At 60.4% G+C, this 19,680-nt stretch carries 19 protein-coding genes; 7 read left to right on the forward strand and 12 right to left on the reverse strand.

From position 1 onward, the window contains the following. Positions 1 to 38 precede the first annotated feature (38 nt). On the reverse strand, positions 39 to 953 hold the full coding sequence (gene metF, locus VN623_RS03740) for a methylenetetrahydrofolate reductase [NAD(P)H] (protein WP_325568257.1): 915 nt from the start codon (positions 951 to 953) through the stop codon (positions 39 to 41). Next, entirely contained in the window at positions 953 to 1,951 is a 999-nt protein-coding gene (locus VN623_RS03745) for a metalloregulator ArsR/SmtB family transcription factor (protein WP_325568259.1), read from the reverse strand. Before VN623_RS03745 ends, metF begins: the two co-directional genes overlap by 1 nt. 190 nt (positions 1,952 to 2,141) lie before the next feature. Here VN623_RS03745 and VN623_RS03750 point away from each other — a divergent pair, with 190 nt between their 5' ends. Both VN623_RS03750 and VN623_RS03755 read left to right on the forward strand, forming a co-directional pair. Continuing rightward, on the forward strand, positions 2,142 to 2,774 hold the full coding sequence (locus VN623_RS03750) for a hypothetical protein (RefSeq protein ID WP_325568261.1): 633 nt from the start codon (positions 2,142 to 2,144) through the stop codon (positions 2,772 to 2,774). A 254-nt stretch (positions 2,775 to 3,028) separates the two neighbouring features. After that, a complete protein-coding gene (locus tag VN623_RS03755; protein ID WP_325568263.1) occupies positions 3,029 to 3,502 on the forward strand; it encodes an ABC transporter substrate-binding protein in 474 nt (157 codons plus the stop codon). 7 nt (positions 3,503 to 3,509) lie between these two features. Here the strand turns inward: VN623_RS03755 and VN623_RS03760 are convergent, their stop codons facing one another. Beyond that, on the reverse strand, positions 3,510 to 4,499 hold the full coding sequence (locus VN623_RS03760) for a formylglycine-generating enzyme family protein (RefSeq protein WP_325568265.1): 990 nt from the start codon (positions 4,497 to 4,499) through the stop codon (positions 3,510 to 3,512). 543 nt (positions 4,500 to 5,042) lie between these two features. Here VN623_RS03760 and VN623_RS03765 point away from each other — a divergent pair. After that, positions 5,043 to 5,483 carry a PRC-barrel domain-containing protein gene (locus tag VN623_RS03765; RefSeq protein WP_325568267.1) on the forward strand — a complete coding sequence of 147 codons (441 nt, stop codon included), beginning with the start codon at positions 5,043 to 5,045 and terminating at the stop codon, positions 5,481 to 5,483. A gap of 89 nt (positions 5,484 to 5,572) precedes the next feature. Here VN623_RS03765 and ettA read toward each other — a convergent pair whose 3' ends face one another. Continuing rightward, positions 5,573 to 7,231, reverse strand: a complete 1,659-nt coding sequence (gene ettA / locus VN623_RS03770) for an energy-dependent translational throttle protein EttA (protein ID WP_325568269.1) — start codon at positions 7,229 to 7,231, stop codon at positions 5,573 to 5,575. A gap of 146 nt (positions 7,232 to 7,377) precedes the next feature. Between ettA and VN623_RS03775 the strand changes: the two genes are divergently transcribed. Beyond that, on the forward strand, positions 7,378 to 8,094 hold the full coding sequence (locus tag VN623_RS03775; RefSeq protein WP_325568271.1) for a DUF1003 domain-containing protein: 717 nt from the start codon (positions 7,378 to 7,380) through the stop codon (positions 8,092 to 8,094). Between the two features lie 66 nt (positions 8,095 to 8,160). On the opposite strand, the gene VN623_RS03780 is transcribed toward VN623_RS03775, so the two are convergent. After that, positions 8,161 to 9,189 carry a mitochondrial fission ELM1 family protein gene (locus tag VN623_RS03780; protein WP_325568273.1) on the reverse strand — a complete coding sequence of 343 codons (1,029 nt, stop codon included), beginning with the start codon at positions 9,187 to 9,189 and terminating at the stop codon, positions 8,161 to 8,163. Between the two features lie 130 nt (positions 9,190 to 9,319). Here VN623_RS03780 and VN623_RS03785 point away from each other — a divergent pair, with 130 nt between their 5' ends. Next, positions 9,320 to 9,808, forward strand: coding sequence for an Lrp/AsnC family transcriptional regulator (locus VN623_RS03785; protein WP_325568275.1), 489 nt, complete (start codon positions 9,320 to 9,322; stop codon positions 9,806 to 9,808). A 29-nt stretch (positions 9,809 to 9,837) separates the two neighbouring features. After that, a complete protein-coding gene (locus VN623_RS03790; RefSeq protein WP_325568277.1) occupies positions 9,838 to 10,404 on the forward strand; it encodes a hypothetical protein in 567 nt (188 codons plus the stop codon). Here VN623_RS03790 and greA read toward each other — a convergent pair whose 3' ends face one another. The 3 genes from greA to VN623_RS03805 form a co-directional block, all read right to left on the reverse strand. Continuing rightward, on the reverse strand, positions 10,405 to 10,893 hold the full coding sequence (gene greA, locus VN623_RS03795) for a transcription elongation factor GreA (RefSeq protein ID WP_325568279.1): 489 nt from the start codon (positions 10,891 to 10,893) through the stop codon (positions 10,405 to 10,407). It abuts the gene before it with no gap. 140 nt (positions 10,894 to 11,033) lie between these two features. Beyond that, positions 11,034 to 14,309, reverse strand: coding sequence for a carbamoyl-phosphate synthase large subunit (gene carB / locus VN623_RS03800; RefSeq protein ID WP_325568280.1), 3,276 nt, complete (start codon positions 14,307 to 14,309; stop codon positions 11,034 to 11,036). Positions 14,310 to 14,452: 143 nt separating this feature from the next. Beyond that, the gene (locus tag VN623_RS03805) at positions 14,453 to 15,586 is read right to left on the reverse strand and encodes an MFS transporter (RefSeq protein ID WP_414653159.1); all 1,134 of its coding nucleotides are present in this window, start codon (positions 15,584 to 15,586) and stop codon (positions 14,453 to 14,455) included. On the opposite strand from VN623_RS03805, the gene VN623_RS03810 reads away from it, so the two are divergent. Next, positions 15,585 to 15,755, forward strand: coding sequence for a hypothetical protein (locus tag VN623_RS03810; protein ID WP_325568295.1), 171 nt, complete (start codon positions 15,585 to 15,587; stop codon positions 15,753 to 15,755). The genes VN623_RS03805 and VN623_RS03810 overlap by 2 nt on opposite strands. Positions 15,756 to 15,805: 50 nt before the next feature. On the opposite strand, the gene VN623_RS03815 is transcribed toward VN623_RS03810, so the two are convergent. The 4 genes from VN623_RS03815 to carA all read right to left on the reverse strand — a co-directional run. Further along, a complete protein-coding gene (locus VN623_RS03815; RefSeq protein ID WP_325568281.1) occupies positions 15,806 to 16,546 on the reverse strand; it encodes a hypothetical protein in 741 nt (246 codons plus the stop codon). Positions 16,547 to 16,593: 47 nt separating this feature from the next. After that, a complete protein-coding gene (locus VN623_RS03820; RefSeq protein WP_325568283.1) occupies positions 16,594 to 17,220 on the reverse strand; it encodes a hypothetical protein in 627 nt (208 codons plus the stop codon). 312 nt (positions 17,221 to 17,532) lie between these two features. Next, a complete protein-coding gene (locus VN623_RS03825; protein ID WP_325568285.1) occupies positions 17,533 to 18,576 on the reverse strand; it encodes a ChaN family lipoprotein in 1,044 nt (347 codons plus the stop codon). A gap of 33 nt (positions 18,577 to 18,609) precedes the next feature. Further along, a partial coding sequence (gene carA, locus VN623_RS03830) for a glutamine-hydrolyzing carbamoyl-phosphate synthase small subunit (RefSeq protein WP_325568287.1) occupies positions 18,610 to 19,680 on the reverse strand: 1,071 nt, incomplete at its 5' end.

Genomic DNA, 19,680 nt, shown 5'->3' on the forward strand with positions numbered 1-19,680 from the left:
CGTGTTTCATTTCCAAAAAATTGCGGTCTTGGCTCGTATCACGCCGCATCTGCTTTCGCCGCCTTGAGCGGACGAAGCCCCAGGAGATGGCAGATGGCGTAAACGAGATCGGCGCGGTTCAGCGTGTAGAAGTGGAATTTCTTGATCCCCGCATCGACGAGATCCATGACCTGCTCTGTCGCGACCGCTGCGGCGACAAGGTGCGTGGTCGTGTCGTCGTCCTCGAGCCCTTCGAAGCGCCGCGCGAGCCACGTTGGTACGGTTGCTCCGGCGCGTTTGGCAAAGTTTGCGACCTGCTTGAAGTTGTGGATCGGAACGATGCCCGGCGAAATCGGCACCCAGATTCCAGCCGCGCGGGCCCGTTCCAGATAACGCAGGAAGTACACATTATCGAAGCCGAATTGAGTGATGATGCGGTCGGCACCGGCATCGACCTTGGCCTTGAGATTATCGATGTCGGCCTCCAGGGACGCGCTGTCTGGATGCTTTTCCGGATAGCCCGCCACCGAAATCTCGAAATTCCCGATGCGCTTCAAACCTGACACGAGATCTGCTGCGTTCACGTAGCCACCTGGATGCGGCACATATTTGGTGCCCGCGCCCTGAGCGGGATCGCCGCGCAGTGCCACGATGTGGCGAACTCCTGCATCCCAGTAGGCCTTGGCGACGGCGTTGACTTCGTCTTTCGTCGCATCGACGCACGTCAGATGCGCGGCCGGCTTCAAGCCCGTCTCCCGGATCAGTCGGGAGACAGTTGCGTGCGTGCGTTCGCGCGTAGATCCGCCGGCGCCATACGTGACCGAGACGAATTCCGGACGCAACGGTGCAAGGCGCGTGATCGACGACCACAGCGTCTCTTCCATCTTTTCCGTTTTGGGCGGAAAGAACTCGAAGCTGGCGACGATGTCGCCCGATCCAAGCAATTTGCTTTTGCGCTCGTTGATCTCGGTCATCAGCGGGCCTCCTGCAGTGTCCCGGCCGAAGCCGTGTCCCTCGACGTTTTCGCCAGTGGTTCGCCGGGTCGCTCCGCGAGCCAGATCGTGACGGTCAGGATTTCATCCTGACCACTCGACTTGTGTGTCAGGTCACGCACGGCTCCCGATACAAGTCCGGCATCTTTCAGCCAGCCTATAATCTGGTTGTGCGAAAACCCCAGGCGCTCGTGAGCCTCCTGTACACGCAAAAATTCAAGCTCGTGCGGAGCGAAATCGACGATGAGCAATTTGCCGCCCGGGGCCAGCACGCGAGCGGCTTCGCGGATCGCGAGCGCCGGATCGGACAAGAAATGCAGAACCTGGTGCATGACGATCGCATCGGCCTGACGGTCGGCCAGTGACAATGCATAAATATCGCCGTGGCGAACCTGCGCGTGGGCGAAACCCTTGGTATTGAGATTGGCGCGCGCATAGGTCAGCATCGTCTGGTTCACATCGAGGCCGAGGCCGCGGTGGAAGCGGTCGGCAAAAAGCTCGAGCGTTCGGCCGGTACCGGTGCCGAGATCGAGGAAGAATGAGAACGGTCCTTCGCCCAGCGCTTCCTGCATGGCCTTTTCGACGTCGCGCTCAGCGACGTGGAGCGCCCGGATGTGATCCCAGTCCGCCGCATGTTTTTCGAAGAAGATCTGAGCCGCAGCTTCGCGGTCACGTTTCAGCGCATCGGCGCGCTCGCGATCGAGCCGTACCGAAGCTTCGGCCGGATCGACGTCGGCGACCAAGCGCAGTGCCAAGCGACCGCCGACCTGCCGATCGGATAGATGGAAATAGACCCAGCTCCCTTCCCGAAAGCGCTCGATCAGCCCGGCTTCGTAAAGCAATTTCAGATGGCGGCTGATGCGGGGCTGACTCTGCCCCAGGATGAGAGTGAGGTCCTTGACGTTCAATTCCCCTCCGGCGAGCAGCAGGAGGATGCGCAGACGCGTCGGCTCGGCCGCAGCTTTCAGCGCCGCAACCAAGTGCGATGTTCTTATTTCGCCAGAACTGATCATCGCCACTAAGATATAAAGATATGTTTATATGTCAAGTGTTAAAGTGCGCTTGTGGACCGGCAACAAACAATCCCGAACGGCGACGCCGCTTAACGCTGCCTTAGCGAACTTTCGCCTAACGTCATGTGGAGCGATGAGCCCAGCCCGAGTGATGCATATGCAGCGTCAGACGTATGAATTCATTGAAGTTTCGGACGGACAGTTTCCGCTGCCGATCACACTCAAGCAGAACAACCGAAAGCTTGCGCGGGTGCCTGGGCTTGTTCTGATGACGACGCTGGCAGGGCTGATCGTTGTCCCGCAGATCGTGCTGGCAGCTTACGCCTTAGCTTCACCTGAGGTTCGGGCATCCCTGATCGACCACCCGTGGGCGACCGTCGAACTCGCCGTCGCGCTTCTCTTCTGGGTGGGTCTGGTCTGCTGGCCCTTGCGCAGCATGTTGATGGCCACGATCTGCCACCGCTTGGTCGAAATCCGCGACCGGGAAGTTAGAGTCATTGACGAAACACCGTTTTCGACCGTTGCCTGGCGGGCGCCGCTCACAACCTATGAGGGTATCGCGCTCGACGTGTGCTCATCCCTTTCCGGCGTTCGCTATGAGGCGACCCTGGTACACCCGAATAGCAGCCGCAGCGTCGTCTTGATGGTCGCGGAGCGCATTGGTGACCGGGAAATCGAGGAACTCTGCCGTATTTTTGGTCTGCCTCGTCTGCCGGCAGGGCGCATGCGCGGTTTCGGGCCGCCGGGCAGCCGAAATCCAGGGGCCGACCTCGCCGCTGTGGCGGCTTAGACAGCCGGCTTTGTTTTGACGATATTATCGCTTTGATACCGCGGCAGAAGACTTGTGTGGACAGGTCGTGGGTTGCACAGTCCGGCTCGGACTGAATGCCAGACCAGAATTGACGGGGGCGACGGATGCGAGGGTTTAAGTTGCAGCAGGTATCATGGACGCGGGTGCGTTCGGCCTGCTGGTTACTGGCGGCGATCGCGTGCTTTGCGGCAGTGACTGCAAGTGGCGCGAATGCGGAGTCACCGGCCGTCTATATGCAGCGTGTTCAAAACGAACTGCTCGCCGCTCAAAAAAGCGGAAGCGTTTCTGCGTTCGGAAACGTATTGCGCCAGAATATGGACGTGGCCGGCATCGGCTTGACCGCGCTTGGACCTCACGCACGTACGCTTCCGAAGTCCGAACGACCCACCTACTACAGCGGCATGATCAATTTCATCGCCAAGTACGCCGCCAAGACGAGCCCGCAGTATCCGGTCGCGAGCGCAACCGTGACCGGTCAGGGGCCGGGCGATGCGGGCGGCACGAATGTCGACAGCCGCATAACATTGCGGTCGGGCGACGGCTATGACGTGCGCTGGCTCGTGGTGAAGTCGGGTTCGGGCTATAAAGTTCGCGACGCGCAAGTCGTCGGTTTCTGGATGACGTCGTTTCTCAACGATCTCTTTCAGAACTACATCTCGGAGAACGGCAACAATCCGCGGGCGCTCGTTCTGGCTTTGAGCCGCTAGGCCGGTACTACTCTTCGCGCATCACACGAAAACCTACGATGGTCAGCGCGGCGCGATGCGGCAGCATTCGACGCGCGCTGGGCCGGCGCCACTTCGCGTCGTCCGGGGCTGATGCGCCTTTGATCATTCGCGCCGGGCAGTTGAAATCGCCACTCTGAGAAGCGAGAATCTCTCGTCCTGATGGCGGGAGCCTGTCTTGCCAGCAATCGGCGACGATCTCGGCGACATCCCCGAAGGTGAGAGCCTGTGCGCCGGCGGTGCGCATCGCGTACTCCCATTCGACGGCGGTTGGCAGCCTGTATCGCTTGCCGGTGCGCGCCGTCAGCCAACTAGTGTAGGCATCGGCGTCGGCGGCGGTAACGCAGCGTGCGTAGACCGCGTCGTCCGGCCGAGGCCCTACGGCGTTGCCGTCATTCGAGGCAACCGTCTCGCCGCAGACGCCCGCTGCTCGTTCCGTGTCTTTCAAAAAGACGCGATAGGAGACCGATGTCACCGCGGTTTTCGAGAGCGCGAAGCCGGGCCAGATGCGGGCTCTATACGCAGGGCGCTCGGCGCGTGTGGCGTCTCTATCGGTATCGGCTGCCCCGATCGTGACGGTACCGGCCGTGACATGCACCATCTCGGGGCAGTCGGAGCAATCCTTGAACGACTTGACGCTGCTGTCGTCAGGTTCGCTATCAGTGGAAATTCCCAGCATGGGGGCAATGTGGTGCAACGAGCGTTCGCTCGAACGTAGCGCCGATGCACCAGCCTCGGAGAACGTGACGCCCTCGCCTGCCGTGGCGGTGGATGCCGCACGGTGACCGCCGCGAGCGTGCCGCTCCGCAGGATCGCCGCCGTCGCCCGGTCCAAGTTCGCCGTCTTCATCTTCGGGATCACGGGTTGTGCCTGCATGGCGCGGTGGCACCCGCCAACCGTCCTCGTCGAAGGGAGTCCGGTTGATGTGGGCCGCGTAGACCCAGGTCGAGCCACCCAGTGTGGCAAGAACAATTGCCATTTGCGCCCATCGCCGTGCCAAGCGCGACGATCGCGTAAATTCCAAACAGAGGACGCAAACAGCCATCGCCGCGTAAGCGTATTTAACGAAGTCGAGCAATGACATGCTGGAACGATCCTGATGCAATCGAAAAGAGGCCGCACCACGCTCAGGAGCAGTATCCGTGCCATCGCCGGCTGTATTTTGCGACGAACCGCGTAGCTTGAAATGGCCGGCAAGTGCCAGATTGGTGCAGGCGCGCGTTAAGACGAGAGGTTAGCCCGACATCGCAGTCCTTCACGCGTTTACCTGCGGGTTCTCGTCACAACCCCACCGCCGGCTGGATTTTGCCGTATTGGCGCTGGGATTGCGGAGACAGTGACGTTTGCAGCGGAACACTCGCGAGTCGGGAGCGTTTGTTCCGGAGTAGGACTTGGTTGACCCGAGAACGAACCCGGCGTGCGGTTAGGCGCGGTCGCTACATGCGCCAATTTTTGGCTTTGCGTATTCATATGAACCTCGGACGCGTCTTCACGTTTCGCGAGGTCAAATTGGGAGGCAATGATGATCTTTTCGAAATTCATGGCGACTTGCGGCGCGGCCGCTCTTGCGATCACGCTTGGCCTTGGTATGGACGGCGCGTACGCAACCGAACAGCCGGGCGCCACGCCGACGACAGCGGCAGGCGAACAGGCAGCTCAGCCCGCGCATGAAGAAGCTGATGCGGCTTCGCCGGCGGCAAGCCTGGCGGCCGACCAACTCAAGGTCGGGGCGGCTGTCTTCGGTTCCGACGGCGCGAAGATCGGCGAACTCAACCGGGTGACGTCCGATGCTTCAGGCAAGGTCGAAGAAATTCGCGTTACGGCCGGTGGAGAAGCCGGCCTCAACGCCAAGGTTTTTGCGGTTCCGGCCGACAAGATCACCGGCGTCAAGGATGGCGTCAGGCTGTCGCTGAGTTCGGACGACGCGAAAAAGCTACCGATCATCGACAACGGCAACGGCTAGCGATTTCTAGCCGAAGATGCCGAGAGCAAATGACTGGGTCACGCTCCAAAGCGCAACGTGGCCTTTTCGTTTTGCGCGATCGGCGCCCCTTACCGCTCGAACCGTTTGTACTTGATGCGATGCGGCTCGACGGCCTGGTCGCCAAGCCGGCGCTTCTTGTCTTCCTCGTAGTCAGCGAAATTGCCTTCAAACCATTCGACGTGGCTATCGCCTTCGAAGGCGAGGATATGCGTCGCCAGACGGTCGAGGAAGAAGCGGTCATGCGAGATGACGACGGCGCAGCCTGGAAAGTCCTCGAGCGCGGCTTCGAGTGCGCCGAGCGTTTCGGTATCGAGATCGTTGGTCGGCTCGTCGAGCAGCAAAAGATTGCCGCCCTCCTTCAGGAGTTTCGCAAGATGGACGCGGTTGCGCTCGCCGCCTGACAGCAGGCCGACTTTCTTCTGCTGGTCGGCCCCCTTGAAGTTGAACCAACCGCAATAGGCGCGCGACGGCATTTCCTTTTTGCCACCGAGCAGCATCTGATCGAGGCCGCCGGAAATTTCCTCCCAGACGGTCTTCTTGTCATCGAGGTGGGCGCGCGATTGATCGACGTAGGCGATCTTGACCGTATCGCCGAGCCGGATCGTACCCTTGTCGGGCTGTTCCAAACCCGTCAACATTTTGAACAGCGTCGTCTTGCCGGCGCCGTTCGGGCCGATCACGCCGACGATGCCGCCGGGTGGCAGCTTGAACGAGAGCCCGTCAATCAGCAGCCGGTCGCCGAAGGCTTTGGAAAGTTCTTCCGCTTCGATAACGATGCCGCCCAGCCGCGGACCGGTGGCGATCTGCATGCTGGCGCGACCTGTTTCTTCGCGGCTGGCTTCATCGGCGAGCTTTTCATAGGCCGTGATACGGGCCTTCGATTTCGCCTGGCGCGCCTTTGGCGAAGACCGGATCCATTCGAGTTCGCGCGACATAGCCTTCTGCTTGCCTTCCTCCTGCGCCTTCTCGACGGCTTCGCGTTTGGCACGCTGTTCGAGCCAGCTCGAATAATTGCCCTTCCACGGCACGCCGTGACCGCGATCGAGTTCGAGTGTCCATTCGGTGATGTTGTCGAGGAAGTACCGGTCATGGGTGACGAGGATCACGCAGCCCGTGTATTCCTTCAAATAACGTTCGAGCCAGGCGACGCTTTCGGCGTCGAGGTGGTTAGTCGGCTCGTCGAGAAGCAGGATGTCGGGTTTCGACAGCAAGAGCCGCGTCAGCGCCACGCGGCGTTTCTCGCCACCCGACAGCTTCGTCACATCGGAATCGCCGGGCGGCGAACGCAGCGCGTCGAGCGCCTGTTCGACTTGCGCATCGAGGTCCCAAAGATTTTGCGCATCGATCTGGTCCTGCAGCGCTGTCATCTCGTCCGCAGTCTCTTCCGTATAGTTGGCGGCGATCTCGTTATAGCGATCGAGGATGGCCTTCTTCTCGGCCACACCCTCCATCGCATTGCCGAGCACGTCCTTCGAGGGGTCAAGCTCGGGCTCCTGTGGCAGGTAACCGACTTTGACGCCATCGGCGGAACGCGCCTCGCCGATGAAATCGTCGACAATGCCGGCCATGATCTTGAGCAGCGTCGATTTGCCGGCACCGTTCAAGCCGACGACGCCGATTTTGGCGCCGGGCAGAAACGAGAGCGAGATGTCCTTCAGCACCTGCTTTCCACCCGGGTAGGTCTTGGAAAGCTTGTGCATATGATAAACATACTGATGTGCGGCCATCTTCGGCGCCTCATGGGATCGAAGTTTCAGGAATTGGCCGGGTTCTAACCGATCGTCGCGACTTGCTCAATTGCATCATTGCGCCCATGTCCTAGTGCCGCGGGCGAGCACCGACCGGCAGGAAAAAAGACGTTGAGACCGCAACAATGTCGGATCAGATCAGCGACAACGGCAAGCCGAACAAAGCCAGGACCGTCTGTGCCCTAACGGGCAACGAACTTTCGCGAAACAGGGCTGTGCACCTGGATGCGGTTCGGCCTTCCCTCGTCGAGAGGATCCGCAAGGATCACCCCGATCTCAAGGACGACGCTTTCATTTCGCGTGCGGAGCTCGATCGCTACCGCAGCCTTTATGTCACTGAATTGCTTCGCGCGGAGAGCGGCGATCTCGACGACATCGAGCGTCAGGTGGCGGAGAGCCTCGCCACGCACGAGACCCTTGCCGCAAACGTCGAGGAAGAATTCTCAGCTGACCGCTCGCTCGGCGAACGCCTCTCGGATGCCTTGGCCAGTTTTGGCGGAAGCTGGAGTTTCCTGATTGTCTTCGCGGCGTTTCTTGCCGCGTGGATGCTCTACAATTCCTATCGCGCCGGAACGGCCTTCGATCCCTATCCGTATATTCTTCTAAACCTCATCCTTTCGACGATCGCGGCAATCCAGGCACCTATCATCATGATGAGCCAGAAGCGGCAGGAGACGAAGGATAGGCTGCGGTCGCTGAACGACTATCGTGTCAATCTCAAAGCCGAACTCGAGATCCGGCATTTGCATGAGAAGATCGATCACTTGCTCAATAAGCAGTGGCAGCGCCTGGCCGAAATTCAGCAGCTTCAACTCGAAGAGATGCAGGAACGGCGAAAATAGCCGGTATTGCGAGGCCGGCGGGCGCAGCGAAGCATTGTCCGATGTCTTCCGTCGTCGCGGGCGTCATCAGGCCTTGCGGCCAACTAGACCCGGTAACATTTCTACGCGCCGCCGCCAGCGCCGGGCGATCTCATCGGCAATGACCTCGGCGGAGTGAAGAGGCTCGTAGGTCCACCTTTCAAGAGGCTCGCCTGCGAGGGGGAGTAGACGTGTCGCGCCGTAGGCGGCAAGTGCTGAATGAAACCGATTGAATTTAGCGCTTCCACCCGACGGCGCGAAAACATAGATCGGCCGCCCCGTCGCCGCAGCTTCGCACGTCATGCTGACGCTATCGGCGGTGATGACGAAAAGATCAGCGTGCGCCAGGAAGTCGGCATAGGGATTTTGGCCATTGCCGTCCCAAATGAGCGCCGGCACGCCGTCCAGGGCGGCCCTAAGCCTGTCGACAAAGTGTTCCGGGGTTCGGCGCGAGGCCGTCACCATCAAGCCAGTTCCACTTCTAGCGATTGCTTCGAGACCCTGAGCGAGCCGGTTCTCGTCGGCAGCGGTGTATGCATAGTCGCCGTTGGGACCGCCGATGAGGCATGCAACGCGCGGGCACGGTAACTCGGCGATGGCTGGCGGAACGTTGGCGCGGAGTGCCTTTATCCTCGCGCGCGAAAAACGGTGCGGCGCCGTCAGAGTGCGAAGGACGTTGGCGCCGCGGCGGCGATCGTGCTCGGGGACCCAAATCAAGTCGGCGCTCTTCGGTCCGGTCCGCGGGTCCATCAGGATCACCGTGTACGTCGCAAGACCGGCGCGGCGTTTGAGCGCCCGGATGTAAGGGATCGTCGTCCGGCCCGTCGCGAAGGCGAAGGCCGGCCAAGGAGGACCAAGCCGCGAGCCTTCGACGCCGAAAGCCTCCTGCCGCGCCACCGGCCCCCAGGGTGCCGCCCATTTGGCAATGCCCGAAGGGCTGACGCGCTTAATCTCGGCCTCGAGGCCCAGGGCCTCGACAACGCCAAGGCACTGCGCTTCGTGGCCCGCCTTGCCGTCCGAGAAGATCCAGGCCGTCTGATTTTCAAGACGTCGGGAGTGGGCAACCAAGCTTGTCATGGCGTGATGTTGTGGTGGTTGGCGACCGGGGTGTCGAGACCCGCAGACGCAATGCCGGAAATTAAAGAAAAGGAATGCCCGCAGCCACATTCCTGATATTACAATCGAGCTTTTAGCCCAAGATTGCCCCATGCCGATAGAGCTCGACGAAACAGACTGGCGGATCATCAAAGAACTCCAGGCCGACGGGCGTATGACGAATATCGCTCTGGCCAATCGGATAGGTCTTTCGCCGCCACCGTGCCTGCGCCGCGTGCGCGCGCTCGAAGAGGCCGGCCTCATCCTGGGTTATACGGCGCTGATCGATGAAGCGATGCTTGGCTATGCGCTGACGGCGTTTGCGATGGTCAGGCTGCACAATCAAGCGGAATCGGATCTGCGCACCTTTGAAAATCGCATCCTCGGCTGGCCTCTGGTTCGAGAGGCCTACATGCTTTCCGGCGACAGCGACTTCATGCTCAAATGTATCGCGCGCGATTTGCCGGGTTTCCAGGATTTCGTGCTCAACGAGTTGACGGCCGCGCCGAACGTCGCCAGCGTAAAGACACATTTGACGATCCGCCGTGCCAAACGCGAACCGGGTGTGCCAATTGGAGCGGCCGCCCTGGAAGGAAGCTGAATAATTGCGGCTGACTTGGAGCGTTACCGATGAAACCCTCTTTGAAGTGCGCAATCTCTTTCTTCGCAGCCGCACTCGCCGGCATCGCCTCTCAATTTCTGCCGCGTACTGCGGCCGCAACGCCGGATGATCTTTTCAACCGCTTCTTCTCCAACGTGCTCGACGGACGGCCGTGCTATGCGCGGACCTATGACGAAAAGCATCTCAAGGCGCATGCCGCGCAGCGCGTTCAGCGGATTGAGATCGATTTGTCCAAAACCAATTCGGACGGCACGCCGAATACTTCCGACCGTTTCGAACTCGGCTTCGCTCTGATGCTGACGACGAGTCCGGAGTGGTATGGTCAGGCCGCGAGCTGCAAGACGGGCGCGGTCGACTTCGAATGCTTTCTCGAAGCCGACGGCGGATTGTTCCGGCTGACGCCGATGGACGGTGGGGGGCTGCGGCTGAAGACCGGCGAAACCGGTCTTGCACTCGAAGGCTCCGATGCCGTCGAACTCTCGGGCAAATCGGGAGAGGACCGGGCGTTCGATCTCGTCCCATCAAAAGAGGAATGCGAGGCGGCAACGACTTTCTTCGAGAGAGGCAACGAGTGATTACGGCGCCGCGCCCGAGTTCCAGCTCACCTTCAGCACTTCGAACGTCCGTGTGCCTTTCGGCGTTGTGACGTCGACGCTCTCGCCCTTTGATTTGCCAATCAGCGCCCGGCCGATCGGCGACGATATCGAGATCTTGCGATCGCGCAGATTTGCTTCCGTATCGCCGACGATGGTGTAGGTGACCTTGTCACCCGAATCCTCGTCCGAAAGCGTCACCGTCGCGCCGAATTTGATCGTGTCGCCGGACATCTTCGAGATGTCGATGACCTCGGCGCGATTGATCTTGTCTTCGATCTCCGCAACGCGAGCTTCGTTCATCCCCTGCTGCTCTTTCGCAGCATGGTATTCGGCGTTTTCGGACAAATCGCCGTGCGCACGTGCCTCGGAGATCGCCGCGATGATGCGCGGACGCTCGACGGCCTTCAAGCGCTGCAGCTCATCTTCAAGGTTCTTCAACCCCTCGAGCGTGATCGGCACCCGTTCCATCATCTTCTCCCACGTCTCCGAACGGCTCTGTCTCTCGGCGGAGTATTCACCCCCGCACACTTAACTGTAAGGCTGGCAAAAGGAAAACGGTGAAGCCGGCTGTGGGCGGGTGGCGTTTCGGCCACCCTGCATCCTACGGCTCAGCGATGCGCAAACGCCTGAAGTGGAGACACCTGAAGCGCGTCGGATTTCAAGGCCTTGATGGCTCGCGTAACCGCTACCGCCCCTGACAAGGTTGTATAGTAAGGGATGTGGCGTAGCAAGGCGGTGCGCCGGATGTCCTTGCTGTCGCTCAGGGCCTTGGAGCCCTCGGTTGTATTAAAAACAAGGTCAATATCGCCGTTTTTCATTGCATCGACGATATGCGGCCGGCCCTCAAGAACTTTATTGATGGCATCGCACTGGATACCGTTGGCTTCGAGATAGCGCTTCGTTCCGCGCGTCGCGACAATATTGAAACCCATCGCGGCCAATTCCTTCACCGGAGCGACGATGCGCGCCTTATCGCTTTCCTTCACCGACACAAAAACCGTACCGGTTGACGGCAATATCTGCCCGGCGCCGAGCTGACTTTTGCCAAACGCCATCGCAAAATCGCGGTCGATGCCCATGACCTCGCCCGTCGAGCGCATTTCAGGTCCGAGGATCGGATCGACGCCGAGGAAGCGGGCGAACGGGAATACGGCCTCCTTGACGGCGATGTGATCGTAGTCGGGCTTTTTGAGATTGAAAGCGGCGAGCGGCTTACCGCCCATGATCTCGGCCGCGATCGAAGCGATCGGCAGGCCGATGACTTTCGAGACGAACGGCACTGTGCGCGAGGCTCGCGGGTTCACTTCGAGAATGTAGACGTGTCCGTCCTTGATTGCGTACTGCACATTCATCAGTCCGACGACGCGCAAGGCAAGAGCTAGCTCGCGCGTCTGGCGTTCCAGCTCCGCGATGATCGCCGGCGCCAACGAATGCGGTGGCATCGAGCAGGCGCTGTCGCCGGAGTGGATGCCCGCTTCCTCGATGTGTTCCATGATGCCGGCAACAAAGGTGTCCTTGCCGTCCGACAGACAATCGACGTCGACCTCGACCGCGTCGGTCAGATAGCTGTCGATCAAGAGCGGCCGCCTGTCTGAGACGACAAGCTCCGAAGGCCGATCAAGGGTTGCCGAAAGCCGTGCGACGTAGCGGTCAATCTCGGCGCCGTCGTGGACGATTTCCATCGCCCGCCCGCCAAGAACGTAGGACGGACGAATGACGACCGGATAACCGATCTTTTCGGCGACGGCGCGAGCTTCGCCCGGCGTCTTGGCTATGCCGCTGTTGGGTTGCGAGAGCTTCAGCTTTTCGATCAGGTCTTTGAAGCGGTCGCGATCTTCCGCCAGATCGATGGCATCGGGAGAGGTTCCGAGAATAGGCACGCCCGCTTCCTCTAGGGCACTAGCAAGCTTCAGCGGCGTCTGGCCGCCGAACTGGACGATGACGCCCTTGACCTTGCCGTTGGCACTTTCGACGCGGATGACTTCGAGCACGTCTTCGGCGGTCAACGGTTCGAAGTAGAGCCGGTCGGACGTGTCGTAGTCCGTCGAGACGGTCTCGGGATTGCAGTTGATCATAATCGTCTCGAACCCGGCCGCCGTCAGTGCGAAGCAGGCGTGACAACAGCAATAGTCGAACTCGATCCCCTGCCCGATGCGGTTTGGACCGCCGCCGAGGATGATGATCTTCTCTTTATCGGTCGGCGCAGCTTCGCATACCGGCGCGCTGTCGAGGCCGGTTTCGTAAGTCGAATACATATAAGCGGTGGGAGACGCGAATTCCGCCGCGCACGTGTCAATGCGCTTGAACACCGGAACGACGTTGAGTGCCTTGCGGGCTTTCAGTACGTCGGCTTCGCTGACATTGGCGAGCTTTGCAAGACGCGCATCGGAAAATCCCTGCGCCTTGAGGGCACGCAGCTGCGTGGCCGTTTTAGGCAGCCCATACGTCATGACCCGCGCTTCGGTATCGATGATTGCCTTGATCTCGGTGAGAAACCAGGGATCGATCTTGCAATACTGATGAATTTCATCGAGCGAAAAATCAGCGCGAAACGCCTGCGCGACCTTCAACAATCGGTCCAGCGCCGGGCGGGAAACCGCGGCCCGCACGACGTTCTTGTCGTCGCCCTGGCCAAGGCCTTCAAGTTGCACGTCGTCGAATCCGGTGAGCCCGGTTTCCATTGAGCGAAGTGCTTTCTGCACGCTCTCAGCGAACGTCCGGCCGATTGCCATGGCTTCGCCGACCGATTTCATGGACGTCGTAAGCGTCGAGTCGGCGCCTGGAAATTTCTCGAAGGCAAAACGCGGGATCTTCGTAACGACGTAATCGATCGTCGGCTCGAACGAGGCCGGCGTTGCACCACCGGTAATGTCGTTCTGGATCTCATCGAGCGTGTAGCCGACGGCGAGTTTGGCCGCGACTTTCGCTATTGGGAATCCGGTGGCCTTCGACGCAAGTGCGGATGAACGCGAGACGCGCGGGTTCATTTCGATAACGACGAGGCGTCCGTCGGCCGGATTGACGGCGAACTGCACGTTCGAGCCACCTGTCTCGACACCGATCTCGCGCAGCACCGCGATCGAAGCGTCGCGCATGATCTGGTATTCTTTGTCGGTCAACGTCAGCGCCGGCGCGACGGTGATGCTGTCGCCCGTGTGGACGCCCATCGGGTCGACGTTTTCGATGGTGCAGATAATGATGCAGTTGTCCGCCTTGTCGCGGACGACCTCCATCTCGAATTCCTTCCAGCCGAGAACGCTCTCTTCGACCAGAATCTGCGCCGTCGGAGAGGCATCGAGCCCGCGCTCGACGATCTCGAAAAATTCTTCACGGTTGTAGGCAACGCCGCCACCGGTACCGCCGAGCGTGAACGACGGTCGAATGATCGCCGGCAGACCGACGAACTCCAGCGCCGCCGTTGCCTCGTCGCGGTTGTGCGCCAGTTTCGATCGCGGCGTTTCCAAGCCGATTTCTTGCATCGCCTCGCGGAAGAGTTGGCGATCTTCGGCCTTGTCGATGGCTTCGGCTTTGGCGCCGATCAGTTCGACGCCGTAACGGTTGAGAATACCTTGCTTGTGCAGCGCCAAGGCGGTGTTCAGTGCCGTTTGCCCGCCCATCGTCGGAAGGATCGCGTCGGGCCGCTCTTTCTCTACGATCTTCGCAACCACTTCCGGCGTGATCGGCTCGATGTAGGTCGCGTCCGCCAGATCCGGGTCTGTCATGATCGTCGCCGGATTCGAATTGACGAGGATGATCCGGTAGCCCTCGGCCTTTAGTGCCTTGCAGGCCTGGGTGCCGGAATAGTCGAATTCGCAGGCCTGACCGATAACGATCGGGCCGGCGCCGATGATGAGGATGGATTTGATGTCTGTGCGTTTGGGCATGGGCGCAAGGGTTTGGCCGAAACGGGCACGGATAATCCGGCCAACTCGGGGTGAGGAATCTGACGTCGGGCTAGGCGGGCCTTATAGGCAATGCCACACGAGGGTGGAACCCTGAAAATGTCGCGGCACAGGGTTCCTGGGTGTCAGGTGCGGATTCGAGCGGCTTGCGGCTTGTCATAATTGGCCTCCCCCACAGCCGGCAAGAACACGGTGAGCAGTCCAATCAGCGGCAGATACGAACATACTTGATAAACGTAGTCGATGCCTCTGGCGTCGGCGACCACGCCCAGTACTGCCGCAGCTATGCCAGCCATCCCGAATGCGAAACCGAAGAACAACCCGGCGATCATTCCGACGCGCCCAGGCACAAGTTCCTGCGCAAACACGATGATCGCGGGAAAGGCCGACGACAGGATAAGGCCGATCAGCACCGTGAGGGCTATCGTCCAGTTCAGATCGGCGTACGGCAATGCGAGCGTGAAAGGCAGCACGCCCAAGATCGAGAACCAGATCACGGTCTTTGCGCCGAAACGGTCTCCGATCGGACCACCGAGTATCGTTCCCGCGGCAACGGCACCGAGAAATACGAACAGCAACAACTGCGATTGCTGCACGGAAACGCCGAACTTGTGCATCGTATAGAACGTGTAATAGCTCGAAAGGCTCGCCATGTAGATGTACTTCGAGAAGACGAGCATCGCCAGAACCGCAAGCGCCATGCCGGTGCGGCGGCGTGAAAACGGCATACCCACCGCATCTCCGCTCGCCTTTGGCCCAGCGCGGGCGCGGACATCCCACTTGCTGACCCTCCACAAAATGACCATGCCGAGGAGCGCTGCGACGGCAAACCAGGCGATGCTGGACTGTCCGCGCGGCAGCACGATGAAGGCTGCGAGCAGCGGCCCGAGCGCCGTCCCGAAGTTGCCGCCGACCTGAAAGAGCGATTGCGCCATCCCGTGGCGGCCGCCAGAGGCTGTTCGCGCGATGCGCGACGACTCGGGGTGGAAAATTGCCGAGCCGATGCCGACAAAAGCCGCACCCGCCAGCAACCCAGGATAGCTGCGCACGAACGCGAGCAGGATAAGGCCCAGCAGGGTCGATCCCATGCCGATGCTCGTCGAATTGGTGATGGGCCGGCGATCAGTGAAACTACCGATCAGCGGCTGCAGAAGCGACGCCGTGACCTGAAAGGACATCGTGAGCAGGCCGATCTGCCAGAATGCCAAGCCATAGTCGTGCTTCAACATCGGATAAATCGCAGCCAGTAGCGATTGCATGACGTCGTTGAGCAAATGGCAAAAGCTTACGGCCAGCAAGATCGAAAAGGACACGCTGGCGGCCGTCGTGCGGACGGCGGCGGCAGAATCGGTCGCGGTCATGAAGATTATCTCCGATGGCGCTTCTAACGCCATCGTCAACGCCGGTCACCTGCACGCCACGGCATAGCAGCTATCGATGCCAGTGACGGATCGTAGCGGTTCAGCCGACGTGGCAGATCATTTGCCGTCGGCCGGTGCGTCCTTCTGTGCAGGTGCAGGTGTTGTCGCAGGCGCAGCGGGGCTAGCGGGTGGCGCGGCCTCAGCGACGTCTTTCGGCGGGTCGATCTTCATGTCCAGCGGGAACGAATAAGTCGTCTTGAAAATCGGTTTCTCCTCGTGGCCCGGCACAAGAAGGGCGTTGCTGACCGGCAGCCCCGTCAGGGCGTCGACGTAGAACATGCGGAAAGCCTGGTTCGTCGCGGTCGAACCCTTTTCCGGCTCGGTCTCGAGCTTATAGGAGAGCACGTCGCGGCCATCGAACTTAGTACGGCCCTTACATGAATAGCTGCCGATATCGGTCTGCTGCTTCACGACGGAATCCTGCATCTGGTTCTTGAGGTGCTCGGCTACGTCCGACCGGAGCGGGTGCCAGCTGCCCTCGTCCTGCCTGGACCACGCGTCCTTGCCGACGAGGATCAATTCCGAAGCCTTTTTGGTCAATTCGACCGTCACCTTCTGATGCATACGATCGGGTAGAACGTAGTCGATCTGCATCGACGTCGGCCCGTTTTCGGTGAGCATCTTCGTATCCATGTGGAACCACGATGACTTCCTCAGCTTCTGAAGAGCCAAGGAAACCTCGTCGCTGCACGGATTGGCGTTCGGTTTGGCCGGTGCCGGTTCGGGCGGCGTGGGCTGTGCCAGGGACGCACCTGTCATTGCAGCAAGTATGATGGCGGCGAGCGCGATGTGGCGCATATGCAAAATCCTGAACGAATGGCGACGTCGTAGAGAAATCGCGGACCTCAACGGAGCTTTTGCACGGGCGCGTTTGCCGGCGCAATAATTTCGACGTCAGTCGGATAGGAATACTTGACCTTCATGACCGGATCGGCGGTGCCAGCCAGAGCGGCAACGACGTTGAACGCCGGAAGCCCGGACGCCGGATCGACGTAGATCGTCCGCGCCATGACTTTTTCCAAGTCCGCTCCGGCTGGAATTTTTTCAGCCGTCCGGTAGGCAACGAGATCTCGATTGTCGAGCTTGGCGGCGCCGAGACATTCAAAGCTGCCGAGCTTTTGCGGCGATGCTCCGAGCGCGGTTCTTACCTCAGCGACAATCGACTGCGTATACTGGGGCTGTAGTTCTTCGAAACTGCCGCTCGTCCCGGCAAAGGCTCGGTCGCCGACCAGCATCGTCTGTTGTTCGCCGGGCATCGCCGGGGACGTGACCGTCTGCAGCATCTTGTCAGGCGGGATGTAGTCGACCCTCATTTGGGCTTCGCCCTCGGCAGTCGGCTGGCTGAACTCGACACGGAAGGCCTTCGACGTGCGTTGCTTCTCGAAAGCGGCGACAACGTCTTTCGTGCAGTCGGCAGCAAAAGCAGGACCCACCGCAACGAGCGGCAGGAGAACGAAAAAAAGACGGCGCATCAGTTTCCTCCGAATAGGCTTTTGGGAGGTTTATACGCAGTCCGGCGCGCGGCGCGATCTTAAAGTTCAGCAAGGTTGATGCGGGCGGCAGCGCGCGGACCAACTTCGCGGTTACTGTCATCCCGGACGAACGAAGGCGCAGCCGAAGATCGATCCGGGACCTAGGGTCGGGTTTTCCGGCTTATGAGGCATGAATTCTGGGTCCCGGCTCTGCGCGATCGCGCTCAGGCACGATCGCTCCGGCCGGGATGACAATGCAGCGTGATCGCACCGCTTCTGCCCGTACGCGGGGCAAGGGAGTTTGAGCAGCCGCTATTTCCGCCGCATTCTTTCGCACGGGTCGGGGCGGTCGGCTCGTGGGGTAAAAACGAGGTAATCGGCTGCCGGTTTGCCGTCAGGGTCGCGCGGCACATAGGACCCTGGGTCGGTATTGCCATCCTCGACCTCGACGAACATCAGCGACACGACCTTTTTGCCGGAAGCCCGCTGACGAAGATACCAGGGCACGCCGCGGTCGGTACGGACGTGTTCAGTGCCTGCGATCAGGAAGGCTCCGCCATGTCGATCGGACGCCTTCAACACGGCGTCTGCCAGATGCGCGTCGCGATAGCGCTGGGCGTACGCCATGCCGCCGAATGCCGACTTCGGCATCGCGCCGCAGTGAGAGTCCTCGATCTCCTTGATGGATGCAGCGTCTAGTCGCGCCCCAAGTGGACTATCGAGACCGAGGCGGGTGCGTTCAGCGGCGGGAAGTGAACTCTCCCCTTTTTTCGCCGTCTTCATGATCGCCGCGCGAGGGACATCGCCGGGGTAGATCGCAAGCTTGTCTGCGATGACGGCTTTGAATAGCGGATCATAGATGTCCTTTGGCCACCCCGATTTGTCCCAATCGAGGAAGCGTTTCAGGTCGCCGACGGTCGCAAGGCGAGTGGCGTTGCGATTGAAATCCGCAAACCGGTCGGGGCCCGCCTGCTGATCGTCTCGGATTTGTTCGAAGACGATAGCGGGGACATTTTTCGATCCGCTGACCGCAAATTCGGTAACGGCCGCCGCCTGCAACAGGTGGTGTGCAGGGTTGTCATGCATCTCGCCAAGTAAGAGTGCGCCGTGCGCCGATAGAGCCGCCGTCACGTCGGACCTGAACCTCATCCAAGGTTCATCCGAACACGATGACTTGGCGGTCGCCGGATCGACCGGCGCCGTCGGGTAAATGCGTCCGCAGAGGCTATGCGTGCAGGCTTTCGATACCGCGGCGAGTTGCTGAAGAAACGGTCCCGGCTGATATTTGCAGGCCAGCGCCGCTTGGCCGGGTACCAACAAAAATAAAGTCAGGCAGGCCAGAACTCGCAACGCCATGGGAAAAGTGTCCGCGTTGAAGTCGGCGAGCAATCACCGCTCGCGTCTTGCCGTTTGTCCCTTGTCGGCGCGCATCATATTGACGAACCTCGTGAAGAGATAATGGCTATCCTGCGGACCGGGGGACGCCTCGGGGTGATGCTGCACGGAAAACACGGGCTTTCCCTCCAGTGCAAGCCCACAATTCGAACCGTCGAACAGCGAAACGTGCGTCTCAACGACGCCCTTCGGCAGACTTTTGCTATCGACCGCGAACCCGTGGTTCATCGAGACGATCTCGACCTTGTTGGTCGTGAAGTCCTTCACCGGATGGTTGGCGCCGTGGTGGCCCTGATGCATCTTGCTGGTCGTGCCGCCGAGCGCCAGTCCCAGCATCTGATGTCCGAGGCAGATGCCGAAAAGTGGTTTGCCGCTGTCGACCAATTTTTTGATTTCAGGAACGGCGTATTCGCCGGTCGCTGCGGGATCTCCCGGGCCATTCGACAGAAATATGCCATCGGGATTACGCGCCAGCACGTCCTCGGCCTTTTCGGTTGCGGGGACGACCGTAACCTTGCATCCGGCTGACGCGAGGCACCTTAGGATGTTGCGTTTCAGACCATAGTCGATTGCGACGACGTGGAATTCCGGGTTCTCGTTGCGTTTGTAACCCTGGTTCCAGAGCCAGCGTTGCTCGTCCCAAGTGTAACTCTGGCCGCTCGTGACCTCGGGAACAAGATCGAGCCCCAGAAGCCCGGACCAAGCTTTCGCTTCGGCGTTCAGCTTATCGATATCGAACACGCCCGAAGGCTCGTGCGCGATGACGCCGTTTGGCATCCCCTTCTCGCGAATTCGAGCCGTCAGCGCCCGCGTATCGACGCCGGCGATGGCAATGATGCCGCGAGTTTTGAGCCACCGGTCGAGGTTTTCGGCGGCGCGATAGTTGGAAGGCTCCGTGATCGGCGCGCGCAGGATGCAGCCGCGCACGCCCGAGCGCGACGCGAGGTTCGAAGTCTCGGTATCTTCCTGATTGGCGCCGACGTTGCCGATGTGCGGAAAGGTGAACGTGATGATCTGACCGGCGTAACTCGGATCGGTCAGGATTTCCTGATAACCGGTCATGGC

Origin of the sequence: Hyphomicrobium sp., assembly GCF_035572195.1 — a bacterium.
Taxonomy (GTDB): domain Bacteria; phylum Pseudomonadota; class Alphaproteobacteria; order Rhizobiales; family Hyphomicrobiaceae; genus Hyphomicrobium_B.